Here is a 14,164-nt window from a genome sequence, read left to right on the forward strand (position 1 = left end):
GAGGCGCGGATATGAGAAGAGGACCGGTGATGGGTGCGGAAACAATGGTGGTGAGCCCGCACTATCTGGCGTCGGCTGCCGGGGCGCGCATCCTGGAGCGCGGGGGAATGCCTTTGACGCGGCAGTCGCGGTCAGCGCAGCGCTTGCTGTGGTGTATCCGCACATGACAGGACTGGGCGGCGATGCCTTTTGGCTGGCCTACAGCCCGGGCGAAGGGCGCGTTAGGGCCTACAACGGCAGCGGACGGTCCGGCTACGCCGTCCGCCGGGACTGCTATGCCGGGGAAAGTGCCATTCCCCGGCGGGGGATCCGCAGCGCCATTACGGTGCCCGGAATGGCGGACAGCTGGGCGGCCGTGCTGCAGGGCAGAGGCCGCCTGTCTCTGGCGGAGGTGCTGGAGCCGGCCATCGGCTACGCATCCGCGGGGTTTCCGCTGTCGCCGGACCAGCACGGCAACAGCATCCTGGCGGGAGCCGCGCTGACGCAGGAAGCGGCGGCGATTTACCTGCCGGGCGACGCGGTTCCCGCGGCCGGGGGCAGGTTTGTGCAGCGGCAGCTGGCGGCCACGCTGCGGACGCTGGCTGCAGGAGGCCGGGAGGCCTTTTACAAAGGCGGAATCGCGAAAGAGATCAGCCGCTATATGCAGGCCTCCGGCGGGTACCTCACCCTGGATGATTTTGCGGATCATCAGGGGGAATGGGTAGATCCGGTTTCGACGGAATACCATGGTCATACGGTCTACCAGGCACCTCCCAACTCGCAGGGATTCACGGCGCTGATGGTGCTGAACATGCTGGAGCACTATGATTTTGGCCTAATCGAACATGGCTCCTACGAGTATTATCATCTGCTGGCAGAAGCGCTGAAGCTAAGTTTCCGTGACCGAGATGCTTTCCTCACCGATCCAACCTTCAGTCCTGTTCCGCTGGAACGGCTGCTGGACAGGGGGTATGCGGCTGAGCTGGCATCTTCGATTTCATTCCAAAAGGCGGTAGTGCTGGATAGCGAGCCAGTAGGAAGAGACACCGCTTATGCGGCGGTGGTAGACGGTGAAGGGAATGCTGTGTCCTTCATTCAGAGTCTGTATTTTGAATTCGGATCGGGCGCAGTGGCCGGAGATACCGGAATATTGCTGCAAAACAGAGGGTCGTTTTTCTCCCTCGACCCCCGGCATGTCAATACGCTGGAGCCCCATAAGCGAACATTCCATACCCTTATGCCGGCGATGGTCTGCAGGGACGGCAAGCCTGTCTATCTCTATGGCACTCAGGGTGGAGAGGGGCAGCCGCAGACGCAAAGTCTGCTGCTTACCAGGATGCTGCATTACGGAATGAATCCGCAGGCTGCAGTGGATGCACCGCGGTTTGTTTGGGGCAGAACCTGGGGAGAACCAACCCGGGAGCTGAAGGTCGAGAAGCGTGTGGCACAGCCAGTGCTCGATCAATTGGCGGAAGCCGGACATCTGGTACGTCCGGTGGAAGACTATGACGGCATTATGGGGCATGCCCACGCCATCGCGATCGATGACAACGGCTACCGCAGCGGGGGCACGGATCCGCGCTGTGACGGTGCCGCCATCGGCTGGTAAGCAGATAAGATGAAATCTAATACAGCTTCCTGGAGTAACCGGGAGAAGGAGGGAAGAGATGGTTCTCAATAATTCATTCGGCGCCTTTATTGCTCCCGAGCTTACAGTGCCCTTCTGTGTAGAGGGTGTTTTATCCGGCAGGAGCTTTGCGGTCAAGGATGTGTTCGCAGTAGCCGGGCACCGCTCTTCCGCTGGCAACCCGGACTGGCTAAGCAGCCATGAGCCGTCAGCGGAACATTCGGCAGCGGTGCACAGGCTCCTTCACGCCGGGGCTGACCTGCGCGGAGCCGCACATACGGACGAGCTCATGTATAGCTTGGGCGGGGAAAATTACCATTACGGCACACCGGTTAACCCGCGTGCTGCGGGCAGGATTCCCGGTGGCTCTTCCAGCGGTTCAGCCGTGGCGGTAGCCTCTGGCAGTGTGGATTTTGCCCTCGGCACGGATACTGGTGGTTCAGTCCGTGTTCCTTCAGCCTACTGCGGGATATACGGGTTTCGTCCGACGCATGGGGCCGTGGATATGAGCGGGGTTATTCCGCTCGCCCTGAGTTTTGATACAGTCGGCTGGATGGCTGACAGTGCAGAGCTGCTGCTGCGGGTTGGGGAAGTTCTGCTTAAGGGAGCTTTCGGCCGTAATTCTGTTGCGGTACCTGTCCAACCGACTAATTTAGCAGCTAATTATAGCGCCGTTCAAACGTCTCTTACGGGAACTGAAAAAGATACCTCCCGAATGATAAGCCAAGGTGAAATCCGGCAGAAGCGGGCGGGATGGGGCTCAGCCCAAGGCATCGCACATCAAAATAACGGGATGGCGAGGCTTTTTACCGCAACTGATTGCTGGACTTTGGCCGGACCGGAAAGTGCGGCATACTTGAAAGGAGGCCTGTCACGGCTGCAGGCGGGTGCAGAGAGGATTGTGGAGACCGTGATCTCAGCGGAAGGCTTGAAAAGCTGGATGGATGCTTTCCGGGAGCTTCAGGGCGCAGAAATCTGGGCGACGCACGGTGCCTGGATTGAGAATCGGCAGCCGGTCTTCGGGCCTGACATTGCTGCCCGTTTTGCCTGGGCGGCGGGTCTGGCGGGCGGGGATCACAGGCACGCGCAGTCTCTGCGTGAGGAAGTGGCGGCGAGACTCACGCATCTGCTAGGCGAAGACGGCTGCCTGGTCATCCCTACTGTTCCGGGCCCTGCGCCGCTGCGCGGCGGCGACCTCAAGCAGCTGGAGCTGAACCGCAGCGGGGCAATGATGCTCAGCTGCATTGCCGGACTGGCCGGATTGCCGCAGGTAACGCTGCCTGTAACAGGCCCCGGCGGCCTGCCTTTGGGCCTATCCGTAATCGGCGGGCATGGGCAGGATCACCGGCTGCTCTCCTGGGTAAGCCACATTTGGCAACCGGCATCCGGCTGACAGACTCTTGGCTCTGCTCTGCAGTACCAGTGGAGTTCGGAAGTTTTATACAGGTTTAGAAAGCTAGGGCTGTTTTGAGTGTGTGGAGGAGTGCAGCCGCTGCCGGACTCGCTGAAATGAACGGTAAAAGTCTCGTTGAATTCGGCGAAACCGGGTGGCGGGCTGAAATGAACGGTAAAAGTCCCGTTGAATTCGCCGAAACCGGGTGGCGGACTGAAATGAACGGTAAAAGTCCCGTTGAACTCGGCGAAACCGGGTGGCGGGCCGGAATGAACGGTAAAAGTCCCGTTGAATTCGGCGAAACCGGGTGGCGGGCTGAAATGAACGGTAAAAGTCCCGTTGAATCCGGCGAAACCGGGTGGCGGGCCGGAATGAACGGTAAAAGTTCTTTGGCTATATTGAGCTTAAGTTAGTTTGTGGTTAGTTAGAACAGCGCCCCTGTAGAGGAAATCCGTACCTGGTAATGAGGTCGAAGTGGTTGTGGCGAATAATTTCAAATGTGGATAAAAACGCGGCACTTCCAAACTCCCAATGATCCCAACAGTTGCACGCGAAGGCCGGAATTAAAGGTATAAGTACCTCTGATTTCAGCGATTTGCCTGCGAAGGCCGGAATCAAAGGTATAAGTACCTCTGATTTCAGCGATTTGCCTGCGAAGGCCGGAATCAAAGGTATAAGTACCTCTGATTCCGGCGATTTACCTGCGAAAGCCGAAATCAAAGGTATAAGTACCTCTGATTCCGGCGATTTGCCTGTGAAGGCCGAAATCAAAGGTATACGTACCTCTGATTCCAGCGATTTGCCTACGAAGGCCGGAATCAAAGGTATAAGTACCTCTGATTCCAACGATTTGCCTGCGAAAGCCAAAATCAAAGGTATAAGTACCTCTGATTCCAGCGATTTGCCTGCGAAGGCCGAAATCAAAGGTATAAGTACCTCTGATTCCGGCGATTTGCCTGCGAAGGCCGGAATCAAAGGTATAAGTACCTCTGATTCCAGGGATTTGCCTACGAAGGCCGGTATCAAAGGTATAAGTACCTCTGATTTCAGCGATTTGCCTGCGAAAGCCGAAATCAAGGGTATAAGTACCTCTGATTCCAGCGATTTACGCGCATAAGCTGGAATCAAAGGTATAAGTACCTCTGATTCCAGCGATTTGCCTGCGAAGGCCGAAATCAAAGGTATAAGTACCTCTGATTCCAGCGATTTACGCGCATAAGCCGAAATCATAGGTACAAGTACCTTTGATTCTTGTAACTCCTAAGCGGTCCTCAAGCGGTATCAAGAATCCACTCTATCCGCCTTCCGGGAGTCGCTCGTGGATACAGGCATCCGCTCCAGCGGCCCGGCCCCCCAACTCTCAATCCCCTCTCCCCAAAGCTAAAAAGCTACTGCCCCATAAACCACTCAAAGCCCTCAAAAGCTCAAAAGCTCAAAAGCTCAAAAGCTCAAAAGCTCAAAAGCTCAAAAGCCCTCAAAGCCCTCAAAAGCCCTCAAAAGCCTTCAAAAGGCACCCAAAAGGTACTCGAAAACTCAAAAAACACTCAAAAAACACTCAAAAAACACTCCCGCTAACCACCCATCCAGCCGTATTGCTAAAAATCATCGCAAGAAAGCTGCACAAATCAGAAGTAATGCTCCACAAACACTATGTAGGTATTATGTCAATAAAAATAACACAAACAAAGAATATTTTTACTTTTCTCTTTTCATAACCGTTCATTTTATCTATAATGTTACATAAAGTAACATATGAAGCGAATAAGTGGTAAGCGAATTTAAAGGAGGAGGGGTGGCATGCATCTTACCGTGGAAGAAGCGTTGTCCATTTATCCTTTATCTGAAGCCCGGCTTATCGCCGGCTCCAGGGGGAAGAACCGGATTGTCAAGTCGATTAATGTGATGGATGCGCCTGATATCTCCGACTGGATCAAAGAAGGGGAGATGCTGCTCACGACAGCCTATTTGATCAAGGACAACCTTGAGGATGCCTCGGCCCTGCTGCAGACGCTCCACCGGCGGGGTTCTGCCGGACTCGGGATCAAGCTGGGAAGGTTCTGGGATGCTGTTCCGGAACAGCTGGTTGCTGAAGCGGAGCTGCTGGATTTTCCGTTAATCGAGCTGCCGTTCCAGTTTACCTTCTCTGATCAGATGAATGGCTTGTTCCGTGCAGAGCTTTCGCGCAGCACTAGCGTGCTGCAGGGCATCATGGAGAAGCAGCGCAAGCTGATGCGCTATGCGCTCCGTTCCGGGCACAGCCGTCCGCTGTTCGAGTCCGTGTCTGAGGTGATCGGATACCCTCTTGCAGTAGTCAGCAGCCGCGGCGAGACTGTCTACAATAATTCCGGATATACCAGTGCAGAGCTGATTGAAGGGTGGCCTTGGCAGAACCGCAATCAGCGCCTTCGCATCGGCGGCAAAAGTGGACTGCGCATACCGCTGCTGCAGGGATCCAAGTGCTCAGGCTATCTTTTATACTGTTGTATCGATCCGCTGCTGCTGCCCGTGGAAGAGAGTTTATTTGTACAGGGAGCGGAGCTGATCTCTTATCATATCCATGCCGGGCTGGAAGATTATTTCGAGCATGAGGGGCACCGGGAGTTCAGCGGGCTGATCCGCCGCTGCCTGGGCGGAGGGCTGTCCTGCAGTGAGCTGGCGCAGGCGGCAGAGAGGCTGGAGCTCCCGCTGCTGCAGGCGCCGTTCCAGCTGCTGCTGACAGATACAGTCGGTGCCGGGGAAGCCCGGCAGGGAGAGCTGCTGCGTCTCAAAGAAGAGCTGATCGGGCATCCGCTGCTGGACGGGCTGAATGCCGTGCATGTCCTGATGGATGAAGGTCTGCTGTCGCTTTATCCCGCAGGTCCGCACACCCCGGAACAGTTCCGGGCTCTGATAAACGATTGTTTTCAAAAGCTCAAGTTTGATAAAGGGTATTTTCCAAGAGCGGCCATCAGCTGTACGAAGGTGAAACCTGAAGGGCTGAAAGAGGCTTTTGCCGAGGTCAAGGAATGCATGGGAATGATGCAGCAGTGGGGTGCACACGGAAATGTGGTGCATTACCGCCAGCTTGAGCTCAATCTTCTGCTGGGGCAGATTCCGGCGGAGATGATGGAGAAGTACTGTAACGGCAGCCTGCGGGGGCTGCTGAGCCGGGAACCGGAGTATGTCAAGGAAATGCTGCACACGCTGGAGGTCTATCTCGATAATGACGGGCATGTGAACGAAACGGCCAAAAAACTGTTCATTCACCGCAATACTGCGACTTACCGGATTGAGAAGCTGAGTGAACTGCTGGATATCGACTTCAAAAAAATCAATGATTTGATGAGGCTGAAGCTGGTGTTTACTTTCCGGAAAATGCTGGAGCGCGAATAGAGTTTAACCTGCGGAAGAGGAGGGGGCTTCATGAGTATCCATGAGATTGTACAGCACATTTACAGACACGATGCTCCCGCCGTACTTGCGACTCTGATTGAAGTGGAGGGACATTCTTACCGTAAACCCGGAGCAGCCATGCTGTTCCATGAAGGCGGGACGATCGGCAGCCTTAGCCCGGGTTGTCTGGAAAGCGATTTGGAGCTGCGGACAGAAGCTGTATGGGAAAAGGGGATTCCCGAACGTGTTGAATATAACATGCTGTCACCGGATGATTTCTCCTGGGGGGAGGCTGTCGGCTGCGGCGGCAGGATCACCGTGGTGCTTGAACCGGTGCGTGGAGAACTGCGCCGTGTAGTTATAGAGAGTTACAGACGAATGGAGTCGGGAGAAAATCTCATGCTGCTGCGTGAACCGGCCGCTCCCGGATACCGCTACAGTATGCAGGTTTACACAGGTAAGCATCAGCCTCCGGTCCGCCAAAAGAATACGGGGCCGCAGCAGTTGAGCTTATGCCCTGTACCTGCCTCTGCACCGGTTCTCACATTTGCAGAGTCCCCGGTTCCCTTTTATACACTGCTCCAGCCGAAGCCGCGGCTGGTGATCTTCGGCGGCGGCCAGGACTCCCTGCCGGTCGCTGATCTGGCAGGGAGGAGCGGCTTCCGGATCGCTGTCGCCGACTGGCGGGAAGGCAGCCTCCGGCATGCCTTTCCGGGTGCGGAGCGTGTGATTTGTCCGCCGGATGAAGCCGTGTCCCGTCTTAGAATCGGTCCGCAGGACTATGTACTGATCTGCAGTCATCAGACCGGGAGGGACCGGAGATTTCTGGAGTGCCTGCTTCCTGCGGCTCCGCGTTACATCGGTATCCTCGGGTCCAGGGCGCGGGTAGGCCTTTTGCTGGATGGTATTGAACCCCCTGCCTCAATGCATGCCCCGGTAGGCCTGGCCATAGGTGCCGAAGGCCCGGAAGAGATTGCCGTCAGTATTGTCGCAGAGATGATCCAAATCAGAAGGGCGGCCATGCGTATGCTGCCAAAAGGAGTGGAGAGCGATGAAAGTAGCCGGTATTTATCTGGCGGCAGGCCAGAGCAGACGGATGGGAGCTTCCAAAATGTCACTGAAGCTGTCGCAGGAGGTTACCCTGGGGAGCGCCGCGCTCAGTGAGCTGGACCGCTGCGGCCTTTCGCCGCTGGTGGTTGTCGTCCGCGCCGATGATAATCTGGAATGGCTGCCGCCTGCTGCAGAGCAGGGTGACAGGCGGACAGAGACCTGTCTGACCGCACATCTGGGCCTGTCCTTTTCCCTGCGCTGCGGGTTAAATGCCATTATGCCCGGACAGCCGGATGCCGCTGTTGTGGCACTGGCGGATCAGCCGTTTATTACTGCGGCTCTTGTGAACCGGCTGATTGAGACATTTGAGCGTAATCCGGAGCTGGATTATGTGGCCAGCGCGAATGATGGGCTGGCGATGCCGCCGGCGCTTTTTTCCAGAAGGATGTTTACAGTGCTTCAAGGTCTGGATGGTGATAAGGGGGCTGCAGCCATTCTGCGTTCACCGGATTACAAAGGGGAGATTCTGCAGGCAGAGTCCTCCCGTTACTTCATGGATGCTGACACACAGGCTGAGTTCGGAGAGATCCGTAAAGAATGGAGCATGCGGGGCAACAGCTGATATTATTTAAATTTTTTAAGGATCAACGTCATGTAATATCACATATTTTAGAGAGAATCCTCCTCCCACCGTGCGCTAAGCACAAAAACAGCTCTGTATCTTATCAAAAGGCACAAACGTATGTTAACTAAATTTACGTCATGACCCCGGCTAAGTATAGTAGAGATACATTGATGGCTGTAGCCATTATGAGAGATTTCCTGGAGGAGGAGAAATATGAAAAAAAGGGGTCAGGGATTTACTTTCAGTCTGATGTTAGTGCTTATGCTCGCGGTCGTGCTGGCAGGCTGCGGCAGCAGCAACAATGCTGCTTCCGGGACAAATGCACGTAACAGCGGAGCGGAGGCGACGGCAGCAGCCAATGCGGGGACAGAGAGCGGAGCCGCAGAAACAGCAGAGCCTGCTGCAGAGAAGCCGACGGTTGCATTTGTGTACATCGGGCCTCCGGGTGACGGGGGATATACTTATCAGCATGATCAAGGCCGTCTTTATATGGAGAAAGAACTCGGCATTAAAGCGGATTTCGTAGAAAATGTTCCGGAAAGCGCCGATGCTGAACGCGTCATTACAGAACTTGCACAGAACCATGACATCGTATTTACTACAAGCTTCGGATATATGGATTTCACGCTGAATGTTGCGGGCAAATTCCCCAATGTGAAATTCCTCCACGCCTCCGGTTACAAGACTGCTGAGAACATGGGGACTTATTTCGGCAAAAACTATCAGGCCAGCTATCTGTCCGGTATTGCGGCAGGTAAAATGACGAAGAAAAATCATCTGGGGTATGTAGGGGCCTTCCCGATCAGTGAAGTCATCTATAACCTGAATGCTTTTACTCTGGGAGCGCAAAGCGTCAACCCGGATATTAAAGTAGATGTTGTCTGGGCGAATACCTGGTATGATCCGGCCACTGAACGCCAGGCGGCAATCAGCCTGCTGGATAAGGGGGCCGATGTGCTGCTGGCTTATCAGGATTCACCGGCTACACTGACAGCAGCAGCAGAGCGCGGTGCTTTTGCAGGGGGAAATAACTCCGATATGAGCAAGTTCGCACCGGACAATTACCTGACCAACCCTGTATGGAACTGGGGCCCTTATTACGTGAAGGCTGTTCAATCAGTTATGGACGGCACGTGGAAGAGCGAGCAGTACTCCGGGGATATGGCTGACGGCATGGTGGAGCTTGCGCCATTCGGCAGTAAAGTTCCGGATGAGGTAAAACAGCTGGTTGAAGAGGCCAAAGCGAAAATCATCAGCGGCGAGCTTGAGGTGTTCACAGGTCCGATCGCAGATAACCAGGGCAGCGAGAAAGTGGCGGAAGGCCAGACGCTGACCCTTGAGGAAATCCTGTCGATGGATTGGCTTGCCGAAGGGGTAGTGGGCACAATCCCGCAATAAACGGTGTGATTTCAATTGCATACGCAAGGCCTTTATGGGTGGGGCGGGTTCCGGCGAAGCGGAACCTTCCCCACCCGTACTACAACTATAAGGAAAGGAGCGGCTCGCAATGCAGCATCATTCGGTTGAAATGCGCGGGATTGTGAAGAGGTTCGGTACGGTGACGGCGAGTGACCAGGTTGATTTTTCGGCAAATGCGGGTGAAATCCATGCGCTGCTGGGCGAAAACGGGGCAGGGAAGAGCACAGTCATGAGCATGCTGTCAGGCGTGTACAGGGCGGATGAAGGAGAAATCCTGATTCACGGGCAGCCGGTCAAAATCCGCTCGCCCAAAGATGCGGCACTCCTGGGCGTAGGCATGGTGTTTCAGAACTTCAGGCTGGTGCAGAGCCTCACGGCAGCGGAGAATATCGTGCTTGGCGAAAAGTCGTCTTTCTGGCGGGGAAGCAGGTGGATGAAAAACAAGCATGAAGAGATTGCAGAGCTTGCAGAGCGCTTCGGGCTGACCTTTGCGGTGGACCGTCCGATCTGGCAGCTGTCCGTCGGAGAGCAGCAGCGTGTCGAAATCGTCAAGACGCTGTACCGCGGCGCTGACATCATCATTCTTGATGAGCCGACTTCTGTGCTTACACCGGGTGAAGCAGAGCAGCTGTTCCAGACGCTGAAGGTCATGAAGCAGGCGGGCAAGACGGTCATTATGACCACGCACAAAATGAAAGAAGTAATGGCTTCTTCCGACCGCATTTCTGTCATGCGCAAGGGGAGGATGATTGCAACGCTTGCCACAGCGGAAACGGATGAAATGGAGCTGGCCCGCCTGATGGTGGGCAAAGAGGTGGCGATTACCCGCCAGGAGCGGGATGCTGTGCAGGGTAAACCGCTGCTGATTGTCAGCGATTTGGATGTCACGGCAGACCACGGACGCAAGGCGCTGGACCGGTTATCCCTGAAGGTGCATGAAGGGGAGATTGTCGGTGTCGCAGGGGTTGCCGGCAATGGCCAGAAGGAGCTGGCGGAAGTGCTGACAGGGCTGCGTGCCTGGAAAAGCGGCGAGATTATTTTTGACGGCACTCCGGTTAAAACAGCATCGGTACGGGGAGCCATTGATTCGGGCATCTCCCATGTACCGGAGAACCGGATGAAGAGCGGCCTGGCCGGCCGGCTCGGTTCGGTGGATAATCTGCTGTTCAAATCGTACCGGAGCAGCGAGCATTCCAATTTAGGTATTCTGAAGGCGGCAAAAAACCGGTCCTGGTCACAGGAGCTTGTCCGGCGCTTTAATGTCAAAACGCCCGAGCTGGATACTCCGGTGCAGCAGCTGTCAGGCGGGAACCAGCAGAAGCTGCTGTTCGCCCGTGAAGTCAGCCAGAAGCCGAAGCTGATGGTTGCAGTGCATCCGACGCAGGGCCTTGATGTCGGTGCGGCGGCGGGGGTTCATGAATTGCTGATGGAGCTGCGCGCCTCAGGCAGCGGTGTGCTGCTGATCTCGGAGGATCTGGATGAGCTGCTGCAGTTGTCCGACCGGATTCTGGTCATATATAACGGCTCGATTATTGGAGAAAGCGACCATGAACATGCGGACAGGGAGAGCATCGGTCTTAGGATGGCCGGGGTCAGGGAAAGAGAGGGAAATGCGGTATGAATATGAAAAACGGAAGCCAGGCCGCAGTGCTAGAACCCTCCCCGGTAAAATCCGGCAAAAGATTCTCCATGCGTCTCGAATACGATGCAAGCCGCACCCGCTCCCCGTGGTGGTCGCCGTTCCTGTCCGTCGTTCTTGCCCTGCTGCTGTGCGCGGTATTTATAGCTGCCAACGGCATGAGTCCGGTTACGGTATATGAAAAAATGTTCCGCGGGGCCTTCGGCACCTCCTATGGTATTACTGAAACCATGGTCAAAGCGATTCCTTTGCTGCTCTGCGGACTGGGAATTGCTGTAGCCTACCGGATTTCTGTCTGGAATATCGGAGCAGAAGGCCAGTTGACGGTCGGGGCGATGGCTGCTACGGCAGTTACGATTTATTTTCCCGGTCTGCCGGCGTTCTGGTCCATCTCACTGATGCTGCTGTTCGGAACTGCCGCCGGAGCGTTGTGGGGACTGATGACTGCGATTCCGCGGACACACTTTGGAGTCAATGAACTGATTACTTCCCTGATGCTGAACTATGTGGCACTGCTGGCGCTCGATTATGTAGTGTTCGGCCCCTGGAAAGACCCGGCCGGGTTTAACTTTCCCGGTTCACCGATGTTCACGGCTGCCCAGTCGCTGCCGGTGCTGGGGTCCACGAGGCTGCATATCGGACTTATTTTTGGTCTTATTGCCGTAGTGATCTATTATCTGATGATCAAATTTACCCGCTGGGGTTATGAGCTGCGCCTGATCGGCGCCAATCCTACAGCCGCCCGTTACGCGGGCATCCCTATTAAACGCCATATCATTATCGTGATGCTGATCAGCGGCGGCCTGGCAGGCATTGCCGGTATGGCCGAGGTATCGGGGGTTACGCACAAGCTGATGCAGGGAATCTCGCCGGGGTACGGGTATACGGCCATCATTGTCGCCTGGCTCGCCAAACTGAATCCGCTGGGCCTTATCGTCACCTCCGTCCTGTTCGGCGGCCTGATTGTCGGCGGCTACAGTGTGCAGACGATCGGACTGCCTTCGTCCATCTCGGAGATGCTGCAGGGTTCGATCCTGTTCTTCCTGATTGCCGGCGATATGATTCACCGTTTCCGCATCCGGCGGAGCGTATAGCAGCTTCTTGTTATAAGAAGGGAGTAAACTCATGGATTTCACTACACAGTTATTAATCGCTGCCATATCTGCCGGAACACCGCTGCTGCTCGCTACCCTGGGAGGCATTCTGACGGAACGTGCGGGAATAATCCAGCTGGGCGCGGAGGGGCTGATGCTGATGGGGGCGGTCACAACCTGTATCGTCTACATCCGCAGCGGCAATCTGATGCTGGCCCTGCTCGCTGCTGTGGCTGTCACTGCTGTGCTCGGCATGGTGCATTCCTTCCTCTGCGTGACGCTTAGGGCGAACCAGACGATGTCCGGTCTGGCGATGACGCTGTTCGGCAGCGGACTCAGCGCCTATCTCGGCAAATCCATCAGCGGACTGCCGCTGCCGGGATTTCTGCCGAGGCTGGATCTTGGATTGATCAAGTCCATCCCGGTGATAGGTGATATCTTCGGCAGGCTTGATGTTCTGACCTGGTTCAGCCTGCTGCTGGTTCTTGCGCTGCATCTGCTGATTCATTACACCTCCTGGGGGCTGCATCTGCGGGCGGTGGGCGACAGCCCGGCTACTGCAGATGTAATGGGGATCCGCGTACAGCTGATCCGTTACAGCTACATTACCGCCGGGGCCATGCTGATCGGCCTTGCCGGCGCCGATATGGTCCTGGCCTATGCGCCGACCTGGAATGAAGGGCTGACTGCCGGCCGCGGCTGGATTGCTGTGGGACTTGTCATTTTTGCCAGATGGAATCCGCTTCGCGCCCTCTTTTGCGCTTATTTCTTCGGTGCGCTTGATTCGCTCGGATTCCGCATTCAGCTGCTCGGCAGCAGTATACCGTCATATTTCCTGAAGATGATCCCTTACATTGTCACGATCCTGGTGCTCATGTACCTGGGTTACCGCAACCGCAACAAGCCGTCAGGCACGCCGGAATCACTGGGCACACCTTATATCCGGGAGCAGAGATTCTGATAAGGCTGGCAGAATAAATTACAGGCAGACTGATGCCGGTCCTGAAGGGGGCGAAGACATGGAGTCACTGCAGATTAATAAGCTGTCTGCGCCGCGGGTGCACCGTCCCCGCAGCCTGCAGGAGGCCTGGGAGTTGAAAAGCGAACTAGGAGACAAGGCTGTGTATGTATCCGGCGGTACGCTGCTGAGGACACAGTGGGAAGCGGGGACTGTGCCTTTTCCCCGGCAGATGATTGACCTGCGGAATATAAGGGGCATGGATGAGCTGGCAGCGGCAGCGGATTACCTGACGCTGGGGTCGCTTGTTACTCTGGCGGTATGCCGCAGGAGCGGGCAATTGCTGGAGACTGCCCCGGCTGTGCAGGAAGCCGCACGCAATATTGCTGCACCGTCCGTGCGTAATCTGGCCACACTGGGCGGAAATATCGCTTCCGGCTATGGAGATATTCTGCCTGCACTGCTGGTCCATGATGCTGAAATCGCCGTATTTAACGGCAGGTTTCTTGCAGTGCAGTTAGTGGAGCATTGGCTGGGCAGCCGCTGGAGCGCAGTGGAGCCGTCCGCCGATATTCTGGCCGGCGTCCGTCTCCCGGCAGCTGCCGGAGGGCAGGATGGCGGTGGACCCGGCAGAATCAGTGTCTTCCGCAAGGCGGGACGGCGTGAAGCCTTCACCGCTTCGCTTGTTACCGTTGCGCTTGCGGCAACGGTGGATGACGCCAGCCGGAGCCTGCGCGATGTGCGCATTGCGGCCGGCGGAGGTTCGGGAAGGCCTCAGCGCCTGAAGGAAGCTGAAAGGCTGCTGGAAGGCGCGGTCTGTGAAGACAGACTGCTGGCCGGATTGTATCAGGCCGTGGAGGAAGGCTTCTCAACCTACAATGATCCCTTTGCAACAGTGGCGTATAAGAAGAAAACGGCAGGCAATCTCATAGTCTCCGAGCTGTGGAAGGCGTTGAACACGTAACAAACATCCATTTAACTATAACAAATTGTGTTGACGGGGGTGGA

The 14,164-nt window shown here is 55.8% G+C and carries 12 protein-coding genes and 1 pseudogene; 12 read left to right on the forward strand and 1 reads right to left on the reverse strand.

The features are described from left to right. Positions 1–11 precede the first annotated feature (11 nt). From ggt to C2I18_RS18730, 3 genes and pseudogenes are all read left to right on the forward strand, one after another. Positions 12–1,588: pseudogene (gene ggt, locus C2I18_RS18720) on the forward strand (gamma-glutamyltransferase). A 58-nt stretch (positions 1,589–1,646) separates the two neighbouring features. Then, positions 1,647–2,999, forward strand: coding sequence for an amidase family protein (locus C2I18_RS18725; protein ID WP_249897259.1), 1,353 nt, complete (start codon positions 1,647–1,649; stop codon positions 2,997–2,999). 116 nt (positions 3,000–3,115) lie between these two features. After that, the gene (locus tag C2I18_RS18730) at positions 3,116–3,412 is read left to right on the forward strand and encodes a hypothetical protein (protein ID WP_249897260.1); all 297 of its coding nucleotides are present in this window, start codon (positions 3,116–3,118) and stop codon (positions 3,410–3,412) included. Positions 3,413–3,419: 7 nt separating this feature from the next. On the opposite strand, the gene C2I18_RS18735 is transcribed toward C2I18_RS18730, so the two are convergent. Next, positions 3,420–4,229, reverse strand: coding sequence for a hypothetical protein (locus C2I18_RS18735; RefSeq protein WP_249897261.1), 810 nt, complete (start codon positions 4,227–4,229; stop codon positions 3,420–3,422). Positions 4,230–4,243: 14 nt separating this feature from the next. Between C2I18_RS18735 and C2I18_RS18740 the strand changes: the two genes are divergently transcribed. From C2I18_RS18740 to C2I18_RS18780, 9 genes are all read left to right on the forward strand, one after another. Then, entirely contained in the window at positions 4,244–4,714 is a 471-nt protein-coding gene (locus tag C2I18_RS18740) for a hypothetical protein (RefSeq protein ID WP_249897262.1), read from the forward strand. A gap of 82 nt (positions 4,715–4,796) precedes the next feature. Continuing rightward, entirely contained in the window at positions 4,797–6,371 is a 1,575-nt protein-coding gene (locus C2I18_RS18745; protein ID WP_249897263.1) for a PucR family transcriptional regulator, read from the forward strand. 30 nt (positions 6,372–6,401) lie between these two features. Next, complete coding sequence (locus C2I18_RS18750) at positions 6,402–7,535, forward strand: XdhC family protein (RefSeq protein ID WP_249897264.1); 1,134 nt, start codon at positions 6,402–6,404, stop codon at positions 7,533–7,535. Beyond that, entirely contained in the window at positions 7,483–8,043 is a 561-nt protein-coding gene (locus C2I18_RS18755; protein ID WP_249897265.1) for an NTP transferase domain-containing protein, read from the forward strand. Before C2I18_RS18750 ends, C2I18_RS18755 begins: the two co-directional genes overlap by 53 nt. A 216-nt stretch (positions 8,044–8,259) precedes the next feature. Further along, positions 8,260–9,444 carry a BMP family ABC transporter substrate-binding protein gene (locus tag C2I18_RS18760; protein ID WP_249897266.1) on the forward strand — a complete coding sequence of 395 codons (1,185 nt, stop codon included), beginning with the start codon at positions 8,260–8,262 and terminating at the stop codon, positions 9,442–9,444. Positions 9,445–9,553: 109 nt separating this feature from the next. Then, on the forward strand, positions 9,554–11,086 hold the full coding sequence (locus C2I18_RS18765) for an ABC transporter ATP-binding protein (RefSeq protein ID WP_249897267.1): 1,533 nt from the start codon (positions 9,554–9,556) through the stop codon (positions 11,084–11,086). 2 nt (positions 11,087–11,088) lie between these two features. Beyond that, entirely contained in the window at positions 11,089–12,198 is a 1,110-nt protein-coding gene (locus C2I18_RS18770) for an ABC transporter permease (protein WP_481857948.1), read from the forward strand. Between the two features lie 31 nt (positions 12,199–12,229). After that, positions 12,230–13,159 carry an ABC transporter permease gene (locus C2I18_RS18775; RefSeq protein WP_249897269.1) on the forward strand — a complete coding sequence of 310 codons (930 nt, stop codon included), beginning with the start codon at positions 12,230–12,232 and terminating at the stop codon, positions 13,157–13,159. Between the two features lie 58 nt (positions 13,160–13,217). After that, on the forward strand, positions 13,218–14,120 hold the full coding sequence (locus C2I18_RS18780) for an FAD binding domain-containing protein (RefSeq protein ID WP_249897270.1): 903 nt from the start codon (positions 13,218–13,220) through the stop codon (positions 14,118–14,120). Positions 14,121–14,164 lie beyond the last annotated feature (44 nt).

This window comes from Paenibacillus sp. PK3_47, assembly GCF_023520895.1.
GTDB lineage: Bacteria > Bacillota > Bacilli > Paenibacillales > Paenibacillaceae > Paenibacillus_AQ.